Annotated in this window: 10 protein-coding genes; 5 read left to right on the top strand and 5 right to left on the bottom strand. The window is 65.8% G+C overall.

Annotated elements, in window-relative coordinates:
- Window positions 1-58 precede the first annotated feature (58 nt).
- Window positions 59-1,201, bottom strand: coding sequence for a metallophosphoesterase (locus GA566_RS14115; RefSeq protein WP_137925328.1), 1,143 nt, complete (start codon window positions 1,199-1,201; stop codon window positions 59-61).
- 238 nt (window positions 1,202-1,439) lie between these two features.
- Between GA566_RS14115 and GA566_RS14110 the strand changes: the two genes are divergently transcribed.
- The 4 genes from GA566_RS14110 (at window position 1,440) to GA566_RS14095 (ending at window position 10,110) form a co-directional block, all read left to right on the top strand.
- Window positions 1,440-3,875 (top strand): carbohydrate-binding family V/XII, encoded by a 2,436-nt coding sequence (locus tag GA566_RS14110; RefSeq protein ID WP_237380180.1) that lies wholly within the window; start codon window positions 1,440-1,442, stop codon window positions 3,873-3,875.
- A 295-nt stretch (window positions 3,876-4,170) separates the two neighbouring features.
- Window positions 4,171-5,418 (top strand): efflux RND transporter periplasmic adaptor subunit, encoded by a 1,248-nt coding sequence (locus tag GA566_RS14105; RefSeq protein ID WP_160473027.1) that lies wholly within the window; start codon window positions 4,171-4,173, stop codon window positions 5,416-5,418.
- A 13-nt stretch (window positions 5,419-5,431) separates the two neighbouring features.
- Window positions 5,432-8,605, top strand: coding sequence for an efflux RND transporter permease subunit (locus GA566_RS14100; RefSeq protein WP_160473026.1), 3,174 nt, complete (start codon window positions 5,432-5,434; stop codon window positions 8,603-8,605).
- Window positions 8,602-10,110, top strand: coding sequence for an efflux transporter outer membrane subunit (locus tag GA566_RS14095; protein WP_237380177.1), 1,509 nt, complete (start codon window positions 8,602-8,604; stop codon window positions 10,108-10,110). The genes GA566_RS14100 and GA566_RS14095 overlap by 4 nt, the downstream gene beginning before the upstream one ends.
- Here the strand turns inward: GA566_RS14095 and GA566_RS14090 are convergent.
- The gene (locus GA566_RS14090; protein WP_160473025.1) at window positions 10,094-11,428 is read right to left on the bottom strand and encodes a nitrate/sulfonate/bicarbonate ABC transporter ATP-binding protein; all 1,335 of its coding nucleotides are present in this window, start codon (window positions 11,426-11,428) and stop codon (window positions 10,094-10,096) included. The two genes, GA566_RS14095 and GA566_RS14090, sit on opposite strands and share 17 nt — an antisense overlap.
- Before the next feature lie 14 nt (window positions 11,429-11,442).
- On the bottom strand, window positions 11,443-13,185 hold the full coding sequence (locus tag GA566_RS14085) for an ABC transporter permease subunit (protein WP_160473024.1): 1,743 nt from the start codon (window positions 13,183-13,185) through the stop codon (window positions 11,443-11,445).
- Between the two features lie 314 nt (window positions 13,186-13,499).
- Here GA566_RS14085 and GA566_RS14080 point away from each other — a divergent pair, with 314 nt between their 5' ends.
- A complete protein-coding gene (locus GA566_RS14080) occupies window positions 13,500-13,787 on the top strand; it encodes an acylphosphatase (RefSeq protein ID WP_160473023.1) in 288 nt (95 codons plus the stop codon).
- Here the strand turns inward: GA566_RS14080 and GA566_RS14075 are convergent, their stop codons facing one another.
- A complete protein-coding gene (locus tag GA566_RS14075; RefSeq protein WP_160473022.1) occupies window positions 13,788-14,552 on the bottom strand; it encodes a uracil-DNA glycosylase in 765 nt (254 codons plus the stop codon).
- On the bottom strand, window positions 14,552-15,193 hold the full coding sequence (locus GA566_RS14070) for a CYTH domain-containing protein (protein WP_160473021.1): 642 nt from the start codon (window positions 15,191-15,193) through the stop codon (window positions 14,552-14,554). Before GA566_RS14070 ends, GA566_RS14075 begins: the two co-directional genes overlap by 1 nt.
- Window positions 15,194-15,195: the final 2 nt, after the last annotated feature.

Below are 15,195 nucleotides of genomic sequence, written 5' to 3'. Positions count from 1 at the left end.
CTCGCGGGAGAGGGGAGAACACCATCAGAGGGGAGCACCCCGGCAGTAAATCAAAGAATTACCCGCGCACCAACCTCACCAGCGTAATCTCCGACGGTGCCCCGAACCTCTTCGGCGGACCCCAGTAGCCCGTTCCGCGGCTCACATAGATCCACATTCTTTCATGCCGGTTCAGCCCATGCACATAGGGCTGCTGCATTGGCACGAACAGGTTCCATGGCCAGAACTGGCCGCCATGCGTGTGTCCCGATAGCTGCAGATCGAAACCTGCCGCTGCAGCAGCGGGGGCCGAGCGCGGCTGATGGGCGAACAACACGCGTGCGGACGCATCGGCTGGCGCACCCTGCAGCGCACGAACAGGATCGCTGCGATGGCTTTCGATAAAGCCGCCCGCCGTGAAATCGGTCACGCCACCCAGCACCAGCGACGCCTGCCCGCGCGTGACCACCACATGCTCGTTCATCAGCACCGTCAGGCCCAGGCGCCGCAGTTCGGCGATCCACGGCTCCGCGCCAGAGTAGTACTCGTGATTGCCTGTGACCACATAGGCGCCATGCCGCGCTTCCAGTCGCGCGAAGGGTGCGGTGTGGGCCGATAGCTCGCGAACCGAACCGTCCACAAGATCGCCCGTCACGGCGATGGCGTCGGGTTTGAGGCCGTTCACGCGATCGACGATGCGATCGAGATAGGGGCGCTTGATCGTCGGCCCCACGTGGATATCGCTGATCTGCGCGATGGTGAAACCCTGGAATGCCTCGGGCAGGTTAGCGATCGGCACATCCACCTTCACCACCCGCGCCAGCCCCCGCGCGTTGAAGAAACCGATGGCCGAGACTGCCAGCGCCAGTCCCCACACTGCCGCTGCGCTGTTGGCAGCGAGGCGGGCAGGCTGCCAGCCGGTCAGGGTGGCTACGAGCAGGAAGATGTCGCGGGCGACGGTCAGGATCAGCAGCGACGAGAAGAAGCCCATCGCCAGCATGCCGATCCAGCTCAGTCGATCCGCCCAGCCCGTGGACAGGCGCCGGGCCATCAACGCGGACGGAATCAGCAGGCTCGACGCCATGAGCCAGAGCACGCCCACCGTGTGGACCACCAGCGGACCGGGCAGGGGCGGGAGCAGGCGCACCCCGATATAGACGTGGAGCGCCGCGACGATCATCGCGGGCAGCAACAGGGAGCGGCGCAGCAGCTTGGAACTCATGGCGGGGGCGATGGCATCGTAATTCGACGTAGTTGAGGCCCTCACGCGCATGATTCAAGGGTGTAGGTGCAAGATACGCGACAAATGCCTGCGCTGCCCGTGGCAAGGCGGCATCGATCTGTCCGATTTTGGGCGCAAGATGAATGTTTTCGAGGCGCATTGTTCCAGCCTGCGCGGTCATTTAGATTCACTGACGCTGCAGTGGTGTCTGATGCTGCCCATTCTTGCTGGAGTTTCTATGTTGAAGCGATTTCCCAGGCGTTTGCCCATCAGCCCCACGTTGATCGCCGTGGCGCTGCTCGGTGTGGCGGCGGCGCCGCTGCCGGTGGATGCGCAGGCTGCCACCACGGCCCAGCCCGCCAGCGCCGCCCGCAAGGTGGCGCCGCTCACCTGGCCGCGCAGCTACGAGGTGGCGGGTGAGCACGTGGAGCTTTACCAGCCCGAGATCGAGAAATGGGAGGGTGACCGGATGTCAGGCCGCGCCGCAGTGGGCATCGGCGCCAAGGACGGTGCGCCGACCTATGGCGTGGCGCGTTTTTCGGCGCAGGCCGATATCGACAAGCCATCGGCGCTGGTGCAACTGTCGAAGATCCAGATCGATAGCGTGGACGTGCCCACACGCCCCGAAGCCGCCGACAAGATCCGCCAGGCCCTGATCGGCCAGCTGTCTCCCAAGGGCCTGACCGTGCCGCTGGATGAGTTGCAGGCCAGCTACGCCGTGTCGCAGGAACTGGCGAAAGCGCAGCGCGTGCCCGTGAAGAACGATGCTCCGCAGATCCTGTTTGCCGCCACGCCCACGCTGCTTGTGCATGTGGATGGCGAGCCCGTCTGGCGCGAGGTGGCTGGCACTGGCTACGAGCGCGCGATCAACAGCCGCGCGTTGCTGCTGCGCGATACCAGCGGCGAGCTATGGCTGCAGGCGGCGGGTTACTGGTATCGCTCGGCATCGGAGGGTGGGAAGTGGGATGCCGTCGCCAATCCGCCCGCCGCGCTGCTAGGCGCCGCCCGCAAGATCGCAGCGGTCAAGAACGAGCCGAAGGCGGATCCGATGATGCCTGCCGATGGCAAGAAGCCCGCGCGGCCGCCAGCCGTGCAGTTGGCGACGCGGCCAGCGGAACTGATCGTGACACTGGGCGAGCCGCAGATGACACCGGTCGCGGGGGTGGGCCTGCTGACGATGTCCAATGCCGACCACGCGGTCTTTGTCGATCCGTCGAGCAACCAGACCTATGTGCTGATCTCGGGGCGCTGGTTCCGCGCGGCGATGCTCAACGGGCCGTGGGAATACGTGCCCGGTGACCAGTTGCCGGCGGAGTTCGCGAAGATCTCGCCGAAGGACCCCAAGGCGAATGTACTGGTCTCGGTGCCGGGCACGCCGCAGGCCCGCGAAGCCGAGATCGCGGCGACGATTCCGCAGACCGCCTCGGTGGCACGTGACAAGGCCACGGTCGCCGTCAACTACGATGGCCCACCGAAGTTCGAGGCCATCACCGGCACGTCACTGCGCTACGCGGTCAACACGGGCACGCCCGTGATCGAGGTCGATAGCGCCCACTACTACGCCGTGGCCAACGGCGTCTGGTTCACCGCTGGTGTGCCGGGCGGCCCGTGGCGCGTGGCCACCGAAGTGCCCTCGGCCATCTACACGATCCCGCCCAGTTCGCCGCTGTATTACGTGACCTATGTGCGGATCTACTCGGTCACACCGACGACTGTCGTGGTCGGCTACACGCCGGGCTATATGGGCGTGGTGGTCAGCCCCGACGGCACCGTCGTCTACGGCACGGGCTATGTCTATCCGCCCTATGTCGGCAGCTATTACTACGGCTATCCGGTCACGTACGGCTATGGCGCAGGCTTCGGCATCGGCGTGGCCGAGGGGTTTGCGTTCGGTTTTGCGGCAGGCGCAATCTGGGGCGGCGCGGCGCCGTACTGGGGCCCTTACTGGTACGGCGGCTGGGGCGGTGGCAACTTCGTCAATATCAACCAGGCGAACTTCTATGGCCGGTGGGGGCAAGGCACGGTCACCCATGCCGAGGGCTGGAATGCCTGGACCGGCACCCAGTGGCGTGGCACGGCAGGTGCCGGCTACAACGCGGCCACGGGCGCTCGCTACCAGGGCAGCCGGGGTGCGGCCTTCAATCCCTACTCGGGCAACTACGCGGCGGGGCGCCAGGGATCGTTCGCCAATCCGTCGACCGGCCGCGAAGGTGCGGCGCGCGGCGGCGTGGCCGGCAACGAGTATTCGGGCAACTATGCGGCGGGCCGACAGGCCGCAGGCTACAACGCGCAGACCGGCCGCGTGGGCGCTGGCGAGATCGGCGTGGCCGGCAACACGCAGACCGGCCAGCAGACGGCGGGCAGTCGAGGCTTTGTCGCCAATCCGAACAAGGACAACGCCGTGGTCTGGAACAACGGCAATGTCTATGCGGGGCACGACGGAAACGTCTACCAGCACACGGATAACGGCTGGCAGCAGCACACCAGCAACGGCTGGCAGTCGGTGCAACCGAATGCCGATGTGCAGAACCGGCTGGACCAGCAACGGCAGGCGCGGGATGTGGGGCAGCAGCGGTTTGGGAATGCGGCGTCGCAATGGCAAGGCAGGGGGTTCGGAGGTGGGAGGTTTGGCGGCGGGGGTGGAGGCGGGCATTTTCATGGGTTTCGGCGGTAGAGATTCCACGTCCGTCCGGTTGATTCCCCTCTCCCGCTTGCGGGAGAGGGGCTAGGGGAGAGGGCCAGCGGCTCAGGATGCGATATTGGTGTTTGAATCGCGTGGCCCTCTCCCCCGACCCCTCTCCCGCCATGCGGGAGAGGGGAGCAAGGATGGCGCTCGGGAGAGGGGAGCAAGGACGGTCGATTTCCCTTAACGCCCCAAATAAAAGATTCATTGGCCGCAGACTTTGCGCAGACATAACCTGCCGACTACACGGGCGCGGTACGTGCCTGGTCTGCTATGGGAGCGGCGCATGGATTCGGCGGTTCAGGCAACGCAGGGACGGTGGCTGATGGCCGCCACGGCAATGACCATCCTGTTGGCCGGCTGTGGCAAGTCGGAGCCGCCGGCTGCAGCGCAGCAAGCGGTGCCGGTGCAGGTCTACACGACCCGCGCGCAGGATCTGCCCGTGACGTTCGATTTCGTGGGGCAGACACAGAGTGACCAGGCCGTCGATATCCGCGCCCGCGTGGCCGGCTTCCTGATCAAGCGGAATTACACGGAGGGCAGCCTGGTCAAGGCCAACCAGTTGCTGTTCGAGATCGACCACAAGCCGTTCCAGGCGCAGCTCGATGCAGCACGCGCGCAGTTGAACCAGCAGAAGGCGCGGCTCGAAGTGGCGAATGCCAACCTGGCGCGCGTGAAGCCGCTGGCCGAGCGCAATGCGTTGTCGCAGAAGGATCTCGATGATGCCACCGGCAACTATCATTCGGCGCGGGCCGGTGTGGAGCAGGCGCAGGCCGAGGTCGAGACGCAGCAACTGAATCTCTCGTACACCTACGTGCGCGCGCCCGTGGATGGCATCTCCAGTTTCGCGGTGCTGCCCGAAGGCGCATATGTCAGCACGACCAACAGCCTGCTGACCACGGTGTCCACGCTGCAGCCGATGCGGATCAACTTCAGTGTCTCGGAGCCGCAGACCTTGCAGTTCCGCGCGCAGCGCGAAGACAAGTCAATTGTGGTGCCCAATGACGAGCACTACACGGTGACCGTGGTCATGGCCGATGGCAGCAAGTATCCGCAGCAGGGCCGAATCACGTTTGCCGATGCCACCTACAACCAGCAGACCGGCACGTTCCTCGTGCGCGCGTTGATGCCGAATCCGGATGGCGTGCTACGTCCCGGCCAGTTCGTGCGCGTGCTGGTGGATGGCGCCACGCGGCCCAATGCCATCGTGGTGCCGCAGCGGGCCGTGATGCACGGGCCCAAGGGCGATGTGGTGTTCGTGGTCGACAAGGACAACAAGGCCATGCCGCGCCCAGTCATGGTGGGTGAACTCTCTGGGCCGATGTGGCGGATTGCCAAGGGTTTGCAACCCGGAGAGGTGGTGGTGGTTGACGGTGCGGGCAAGCTGACCGAAGGCGCACCGGTCAAGGTGACCGGAGAGGCGCCGATTGCGGCAGTGGGCGAAGGCAGCCGGCCGCCGGCTTCCACGCCATCGGCACCGGCTTCCGCACCATCCGCGCCGCCGGCTTCGGCTCCGCCTGCCGCCAAGTCCTGACCGGAGGCCCGCCATGCTTTCCGCCTTCTGCGTCAACCGCCCGATCTTCGCGATGGTCATTTCGCTGATCATCGTTATCGGTGGCGGCGTTGCGATGTTCGCGCTGCCCATCGCCCAGTATCCCGATATCACCCCGCCGCAAGTCACCGTCAGCGCCACGTACGCAGGTGCCGACTCCGACACCGTGGCGCAGACCGTGGCCGCGCCGATCGAGACCCAGGTCAACGGCGCGGACAACATGATCTACATGCAGTCCACGTCGTCGCCCACCGGGTCGATGACGCTGAACGTCTATTTCGATATCGGCACCGATCCTGACACCGCGCAGGTGCAGGTGCAGAACCGCGTGAACCTGGCGCTGCCGCAGTTGCCCGATACGGTGCAGAAGACCGGCATCAACGTGCAAAAGCGGTCGTCGAGCTTCCTGCTGCTGATTGCGGTGTATTCGCCCGATAACCGCTTCGACCAGCAGTACATCAACAACTACGCCAACCTGTATGTGCTGGATGCCATCAAACGCGTGAACGGTGCCAACCAGGCGCAGATCATGGGTTCGGCAGACCTGGCCATGCGCATCTGGCTGCGGCCGGACCGCATGGCCGCGCTCGGCATCACTGCGCAGGATGTGCAGCGCGCCGTGCAGAACCAGAACGAGCAATTCGGCGCGGGCAGCGTCGGGCAGGCGCCCAATGCGCGGCCGGTGGAACTGACGTTCCCGCTGGTGACGCCGGGCCGGCTGACCACGCCGCAGCAGTTCGAGAACATCATCCTGCGCGCCGACAACCAGGGCGCGGCGATTGTGCGGCTGAGCGACGTGGGCCGCGCGGAGATCGGCCAGCAGCAGTACACGCTGCGCTCGGCGCTGAATGGCAAGCCGGCGACGATCATTGCCGTGTACCAGCAGCCCGGCTCCAATGCCATCCAGGTGGCCAAGGACGTCAAGAAGACGCTCGACGAGATGCAGAAGTCGTTCCCGGCGGGCATGAGCTACAAGATCTCGCTCGATACCACGGAGTTCGTGAGCGCATCGATCGACGAGGTGGTGCATACGCTGATCGAAGCCGTGATCCTGGTGGTGCTGGTGGTGTTCATCTTCCTGCAGAATTTCCGCGCCACGGTGATCCCGGTGCTGGCCGTGTTCGTGTCGATCATCGGCACGTTCGCGGGGCTGCTGGCGCTCGGGTTCTCGATCAACCTGCTGACGCTGTTCGCGCTGGTGCTGGCCATCGGCATCGTGGTGGACGACGCTATCGTGGTGGTGGAGAACGTCGAGCGCAACATGGCCGAGTTCAAGCTCTCGCCGCGCGAGGCCACGCTGCGCGCCATGGAGGAAGTGACCGGCCCGGTGATCGCCATCGTGCTGGTGCTGTCGGCGGTGTTTATCCCGGTGGCGTTCGTGTCCGGCACCACGGGGCAGCTCTACCGGCAGTTCGCGCTGACCATCGTCGTCTCCGTGGTGATCTCGGGTTTCTGCGCGCTGACGCTGTCACCTGCGCTGGCCGCGATGATCCTGAAGCCGGGGCACCACACGCCATGGCGTGGCTTTGTCTGGTTCAACGAGCGGTTCGACCGCATCGTGCATCACTACGGCAACTGGGTGCGCGGGTTCATGCGCCGCGTGGTGTTGGCAATGGCGCTGTTCGGCGTGATGCTGCTGGCGGTGTGGCAACTGTTCTCGCATATCCCCACGGCGTTCGTGCCGGCCGAGGATCAGGGCTACATCCTGGTGGCAGTGATGATGCCGGACTCGGCCAGCCTGGATCGCACGGAGAAAGTGACGCAGCAGGTAGCGGACATGTTCCGCCAGCATCCGGCCGTGGAGGATGCTTCGGCGCTGTCTGGCTACAGCTTCATCGACAGCCAGTACAAGACCAACGCCGGCACGGTGTTCGTCGGCATGAAGAGCTTCAGCAAGCGGGAGTCGGCGGACCTTGGCGTGCCGGCGATGCTGCACGAGATCACGCCGAAGCTGCGCGGGATTTCCGAGGCCATCGTCATTCCGGTCAACCCGCCGTCGATCCCCGGGCTGGGGTCACAGGGCGGCTTCGAATTCTGGGTGCAGAATCGTGGCACGGGCAGTACGGCCGAGCTGGAAGGCGTGACGCGCAACTTCATCAAGGCTGCGGCCAACCACAAGGAACTGGGGCGGCTGACCAGCACCATCCAGTCGGCGTCGCGCCAGATGCGGGTGGAGGTGGACAAGGAGAAGGCGGAGACCATGGGCGTGCCGATTGCCGATGTCTACGGCACGCTGCAGACGCAGTTCGGCTCGCTCTATATCAGCCAGTTCTCGCAGTACAGCCGCGTGTGGCAGGTCATCCTGCAGGCCGAACCGCAGTATCGCGCTTCGCCCAACAATCTCGAATACCTCTACGTGCGCGGCCACGACGGCAAGATGGCGCCCGTCTCGGGGTTGTTGAGCACGAAGTATTCGAGCGGACCTGACCTGCTCTCGCGCTTCAACAACTTTCCGGCGGCCAAGATCACCGGTGACGCGGCGCCGGGCTACAGCTCTGGCCAGGCGCTCGCGGCCATGGAGGCGGTGGCGCGCGAGACACTTCCGGCCAGCTACAGCTTTGCGTGGAGCGGCGAGGCGTTCGAGCAGAAGAAATCGGGCAACACCACGACCATCGTGTTCGTGTTCGGTATTGTGATGGTGTTCCTGATCCTGGCGGCGCAATATGAGTCGTGGTCGCTGCCGCTATCGATCCTGACCGCCGTGCCGTTCGGTATCTTCGGCGCGCTGCTGGCGATTCTGCTGCGTGGTTTGTCGAACGATGTGTACTTCCAGATCGGCATGGTGACGCTGATCGGGCTGGCGGCGAAGAACGCGATTCTCATCGTCGAGTTCGCGGTGATGAAACACAAGGAAGGGCTGTCGCATGCCGATGCGGCAGTGGAGGCCGCCAAGCTGCGGTTGCGCCCCATCGTGATGACGTCGCTGGCGTTCATCCTGGGCGCGGTGCCGCTGTTCATTGCCTCGGGCGCGGGGTCGAACTCGCGTCATTCCATCGGCACTGGCATTATTGGCGGCATGATCGCGGCGACCACGCTGGCGCTGCTGTTCGTGCCGTTGTTCTCGTGGCTGGTGGGGACGGCTGCCGACAAATGGGCGGCACGCCGTGGCAAGAAGGTGCCGGCCGGGCCCTCCACGCCCGCCGTGCCGCCTACGGGAGAACCGTCATGATTCCACTCCAACGGCTAGGCGTGCCGACAGTGTTGACGATGGGAGCGCTGCTGTCCGCCTGCGCCATCGGCCCCGACTACAAGCGTCCGGAAGTGGCGGAGCCGGCAGCGTATCGGATCGATTCCGGCATGCTGACGCTGGCCGCCGACAGCGACTGGTGGAACGCGTTCAATGATCCGGTGCTGACGGCGCTGGTGGAGACGGCGCTGCGCAACAACTACGATGCGCGCATTGCATCGGCCCGCATCGAAGAATTCCGTGCGCAGTTGATGATCGCGCGCTCGGGCTACTTCCCGCAGTTGAATGCCACGGGGTCGGCGGCGCGGCAGCGCAGCGGCTCGTTCAACGGCACGCCGTTCGCATCGTTCGGCGGCCCGCGCAACAGCTATGAGACCTTGCTGAATGCAAGCTGGGAGATCGACCTGTGGGGCAAGATCCGCCGGCAGGCCGAGTCAGCCGAGGCGAGCCTGTGGAATGCCGAGTACACGCGGCGCGGCATCGTGCTGTCGCTGGCGGCGTCCGTGGTGCAGGGCTATGCCACGCTGCGCGGGCTCGATGCACAACTGGAGGTGGCACAGGCCACGCTGTTGACACGCGGGCAGGCCCTGGACATCTTCAGGCAGCGCTACGAAGGCGGCGTGATCTCGCAGGTGGAGTTGTCGCAATCGGAAAACGATTACTACTCGGCGGAGGCGACGATTCCGCCGCTGCGCTCGTCGATCCAGGAGACCGAGAACGCACTGTCGCTATTGCTGGGCCGCCAGCCGGGTCCCATCGAACGCGGCGCAACACTCGCGCAACTACAGCCGCCCCCGATCAATGCCGACCTGCCTGCCGCGTTGCTGGCACGGCGGCCCGATGTGCTGCAGGCGGAACAGCAGGCCGTGGCCGCCAATGCGCAGGTGGGTGCGGCGCTCGCCTTGTACCTGCCATCGGTCAATCTCTCGGCCTTCTTCGGTGCGCTGGCGAGCTCGCCCGCCGCACTGTGGGATAGTGCCTCGAAGGTCTGGGGCTTCGGCGCGAGCCTCGCGCAGCCGGTGTTCCAGGGCGGGGCGATTCGCGGGCAGGTCAACGCGGCCGAATCAGTGCGCGACCAGTCCATGCTGGGCTACCAATCCGCCGTGCTCAACGCGCTGGCCGATGTGAACACGTCGCTGGCCAACGGCACCGAAACACGCAACCGGCTGGTCAGCCTGCGCAAACAGGAGCAGAGCCTGACGGTCTATGCCGATCAGGCCGATGCGCGCTACGAGGGCGGCTATTCGAGCTATCTCGAAGTCACCGACGCGCGGCAGAAGCTGTTCGCGGTGCAACTGGCTTCCATCCAGGGGCAGGTCGATGTGCTGACCAGTGCCGCCGCGCTCTACAAATCGCTCGGCGGCGGATGGTCTGCGGTGCCAGACGATGTGCGAGGCGCGGGGCTGCAGGGCGATGCGGCGGCGATCACCTCCACCACCACAACAACAGCCACGACGGTCCCAACGACAGCTATGCCTGCGCGTTGACCGGACCCACCTCAGGTAACGTCAGCATCCCGCTGTTGAGCGAGTATCCGTACACCTCGCCATGGCGGCCCCAGTCGATGGCGATGCGGAGCACGCGCTCGGCTTCTTCCGGTTTCAGGAAGGCTTCCAGTTCGCGCAGCACCGCTTCCTCGCCCACTTCGCCATCCTCGCTCTGCTCGAGTTCGCGCCGGATGTGCGCAGCCAGCGCTACGTGAGACAGCAACTGCTTGCCGAACAGCACCTTGCGTTCGGGTGGGGCGGTGTCGTAGTAGAGGCGGCCCAGGTTGGTGGCCGTGATGTCGCCGCGTTCGATGTGGGCCAGCCCCAGCAGTTGCATGGCCTCGCACGCGGGCAGCAGGTCGTCGTCGGTCAGGCCGGCTTCCGTTGCCAGGTGCGGCAGGTCGGCGCGGCCGAAGAACGGAGATTCGTGCAGCAGGTCGAGCACGGCTTCCATCTGGCTGATATCGGCATCGGGCAGGCGGTAACCAATCTGCTGCGCGGCCGCGGCGGCGGGTACGGCCTTGCCGTGTCCAGCCGGCGACGTCATCAGCGCATAGATCTCGTCGATCAGGGCGCGCACCAGGGCATCGTCACGATTGCGCGGACGCGTGAACGGCACACGCACCTCGGCGCGCACGCGGCCCGGATCGCTGGAGAGAATCACGATGCGATCCGCCATCATCACGGCTTCCTCGATGTTGTGCGAGACGATCAGGATGCTGCGGATATTGGCGCGGCCCGACTGCCAGAGATCGAGCATTTCGTCGCGCAATGTCTCGCCCGTGAGCACGTCGAGCGCGGAGAACGCCTCGTCCATCAGCAGCAGGTCCGGTTCGGTCACCAGTGCCCGGGCGATGCCCACGCGCTGGCGCATGCCGCCCGACAACTCGCGCGGCAGGGCGCTGTTGAAGCCGGACAGCCCGATCATGTCGATGGCTGCCTCGGCACGGCGCGCGCGCTCGGCCTTGGCCACGCCCTGCGCTTCAAGGCCCAGTTCCACGTTCTGCTGCACGGTCAGCCACGGGAACAGCGCGAACGACTGGAACACCATCGCGATGCCTTCCGCCGCGCCGCGTAGCGGCTGGTTGTGGAACAGCACATCGCCCCGGTCGGCCCCCACCAGGCCCGCCATGATCCGCAGCAGCGTGGACTTGCCCGAACCGGACTTGCCGAGCATAGCGACGATCTCGCCTTCGCACAGCGTCAGATTGACGCCTTCGAGTACGGCGCGATCGGTGCCGTCGGCGGTGCGGAACATCTTGCCGACGTCGCGCAGTTCGATTACGGGCTGGCCTTGGGGCATGTCATGCAGAGCCATCGTCGATTCCTTTCTTAAAGCCGGGTGCGCGACTGCGCCAGGTCGTAGAGCCGGTTCCAGAGCAGGCGGTTAAAGCCCACCACGAACAACGCCATCACGCAGATGCCGAGCGCGATGCGCGGGAAGTCGCCGCGCGCGGTCATCTCGGCGATATAACTGCCAAGGCCCGTGGCTACCAGCGTGCGGTCGCCCCATGTCACGTACTCGGACACGATGCTCGCGTTCCACGAACCGCCAGCGGCCGTGACCAGTCCCGTCAGCAGGCTCGGGAACACGGCGGGAATCAGGAAGCGCCGCCACAGCAGCCAGCCCCGCAGCCCGAAATTGCGTGCCGCCAGCCGCAGCTCGCTGGGAATGCCCGATGCACCGGCTACGACGTTGAACAGGATGTACCACTGCGTGCCAAAGATCATCAGCGGGCTGAGCCAGATTTCCGGGTCCAGGTGGAATCGCACGATTGCCATCACGGCCAGCGGGAACATCAGGTTGGCGGGGAACGCGGCCATGAACTGCGCGATGGGCTGGGCGATGCGCGCCACCGACGGGTTCAGGCCGATGCGGATGCCAATCGGCACCCAGACCACCGCCGCCAGCGCAATGAGCACCACCACGCGCAGCATCGTCAGCGTACCGAGCCAGAGCACGTGCACGGCTTCGGCCCAGCCCACTTCACTGTGGACGAAGTGGAAGACGCGCCAGAGCGCGGCCAGGGCCACGGCGACGATCAGCGCATCGCGCAGGCGGTCGAGCCACGGATTCCATCGCACAGGAGCGGTGGGCCGCACCACGACCTTGCGGCGGCGCGCGCCCCACGACAGCGTGCGGCCGGCCAGCGCCGCCGTGAAATCGAGCAGCGCATGCACCCAGGCCGAGCGGCGCAGCAGGTTGAGCAGCCACGATTGCGGCGTGGTGTCCTGCGCCAGCGTCTCGAAGCGGAAGCGGTCCGCCCACGCCACCAGCGGACGGAACAGGAACTGGTCGTAGATCATGATGCCGATCAGCATGGCCAGGATCGCCCAGCCGATGGCGGCCAGGTTCTGCTGCGCAATGGCGACGGCGATATACGAGCCGATACCGGGCAGGCGAATGTCGTGGCCGGACACCGAGATGGCCTCCGAGGCCACCACGAAGAACCAGCCACCCGACATCGACATCATCATGTTCCAGACGAGACCCGGCATGGCATACGGCACTTCGAGCCGCCAGAACCGCTGCCACGGCGACAGCCGGAACATCGCGGCGGCTTCGAGCAGATCGCCGGGGATGGTGCGGAACGACTGGTACAGGCTGAACGCCATGTTCCACGCCTGCGATGTGAAGATTGCGAAGATGGCCGCGCACTCCACGCCGGCGAGGTTGCCGGGGAACAGCGCGATAAAGCCGGTGACCGTGACCGACAGGAAGCCAAGCACGGGGATGGACTGGAGGATGTCCAGCGCCGGCACCATGATCTTCTCGGCGGTGCGGTTGCGCGAGGCCAGCGCGGCGAACGCGAACGAGAACACCAGCGACGCCCCGAGCGCAGCCAGCATGCGGATGCTGGTGCGCATCAGGTAATAGGGCAGCCACGCGGGATCGAGGTGCACCGCCAGCGCCTGGCCGGGCTGATAGGGCACGTTCATCTGCTGCGCCGCGAAGGCTACGGTGACGATCACAGCCAGGATGATCGGCAGCAGCGCGAAGTCGAACCGGTTTGGCGGCGCGGTCAGCAGGGGGGCAACGTAGCCAGGGGTGGGTTTGCGGGGCGTTGGTGGCATGGTCACGCCTTCTGATTTTGCTCCCCTCTCCCGCGATGCGGGAGAGGGGCGACCACCAACGGTGCGCGAGGTGGCTGTGGGTTTGCTCCCCTCTCCCGCGATGCGGGAGAGGGGCGGGGGAGAGGGCCAGCGCTTCCAGTCCTAACCAGTTTGGCCAAGGACGAACGGCCTGCCCTCTCCCCTAGCCCCTCTCCCGCATCGCGGGAGAGGGGAACACACCATGGTGAGGGCCAAGGCGTCGTATGCTGCTGACACCTGACCTCAACCCTAACGCTCAACCCGACTAGGTAGTTTACCTAGGCATGGAGTTTTTCATGACCGCACCCTCCGAAACCTGGCGCCTATTCGCCCATGGCCGCGTGCAGGGCGTGGGCTATCGCGCCGCCTGTGAGGCACAGGCCACATCATTGCAACTGGGAGGATGGGTAAGAAACCGCGCCGATGGCACGGTAGAGGTCGTCGCAACCGGCGCGCGACATCAGCTCGAAGCACTCCAGCAGTGGATGGAGCAAGGCCCGCCGGCCGCCCGGGTTTCCAAGGTCGATCGGGAAACCCTGCCGCCCGAAGTCTTCCACGGCTTCTCGTTCCGCGAAACGCGCTAACTAAGCCGTCAGCCAGTCGATTCCCGGCCGCCCATGGCTTTCCAGCCAGTCATTGGCCTGCCGGAAATGCCCGCAGCCCAGAAAACCACGATGCGCCGACAACGGCGACGGATGCGGCGCTTCCAGCACGCAATGCGTCTGCCCTTCCAGCAAGGCGCGCTTGGCCTGCGCATGGCTGCCCCAGAGCATGAAGACGAGGCTCGGCCGCGAGGCCGCCAGCCCGTGGATCAGGCAATCGGTCACGGCTTCCCAGCCGCGCTTGGCATGGCTGGCCGCATTGGCCTGTTCGACGGTCAGCACGGTGTTGAGCAGCAACACTCCCTGGCGTGCCCAGCCTTCGAGATTGCCCGAGGCGCGCACCGGCTCGGCGCCATATTCGGCACCGATTTCCTTGAAGATGTTGCGCAGGCTCGGCGGCACCTTCACGCCATCAGGCACCGAGAAAGCCAGCCCATGCGCCTGCGGAATTTCCTTGCCACCGACCACGCCCGTGCCGTGGTACGGGTCCTGGCCGAGAATCACGACCTGCACCGCCTCGGGCGGCGTCAGGTGCAGCGCGTGGAAGACCGTATGCGGAAACACGGGTTTGCCCGCCGCACGTTCCCCATCGACGAATGCACAGAGCGCTTGCCAGTTGGCATTGCCGAGGCACGGGGCCAGCACATCGCGCCAGCCTTTGGGCAAGGCATCGACCTGATCCTGCAGGCAGGCAACCGATGTGGTGTGGGATGACGAGGACTCGGTGGCGAACAGATCGGATTGCATCAAGCAGTGGAAGAGGGTGAGGTTGGGGCGCTGAGTCGATAGCCGCGCGCAGCCTTGCTGAGATCGGACGGCGTCAGCGGGGCAACGTGGCCGAGCCGCGCGCCGAAAGCGCGCAGCGCGGCCTCGCCAGCGTGCGCGTCAGCCCCATCGCGCGGCAGCCATTCCAGTTCGAGTTCCTGGATGCGCTCGGAAACAGTGGCGTCCGGCGCGGTGATCGCGCCCGTATCCAGCGCGGCCTCGATCCGCTCGCCATCCTGCTCCACGATCCAGGTGCGGCGCGTGAAATCGGTACGAAAGACCGGACCGAGTCGCTCCGCCAGCGGCGCCAGCACGGCGCGGGCCTCGTCAGGAAAGCGCGAAAGTTCGATGGCTTCACCGGCCACTTCCGTTTCCCATTCGTGCCGCGATGCCAGGCCGCCGCTGCTCTTGCCGGCGGTCTTCAGCGTCTGCAGCCACTGCGCGCCCTTCTTGCGCAGCCGCAGCGCGGCACGTGCCTGCGCCAGGTCGCGGGCGGCTGTGTCGAGGTAGATGTTGAGCAGCGTCGTCTCGCCCCGAGCTTGCCCGTTGGCGTCGAGCCATGCTGCCACGGCCGCCAAGGCGGCGTCAGGCACGGCCAGCTTCAATTCGAGTTCGATGGCCATCG

It is taken from the genome of Cupriavidus sp. SW-Y-13, from assembly GCF_009793345.1.
Classification (GTDB): domain Bacteria; phylum Pseudomonadota; class Gammaproteobacteria; order Burkholderiales; family Burkholderiaceae; genus Cupriavidus.
The sequence above is the reverse complement of the archived record's forward strand: the minus strand, read 5'-3'. Positions and strand labels throughout refer to the sequence as shown.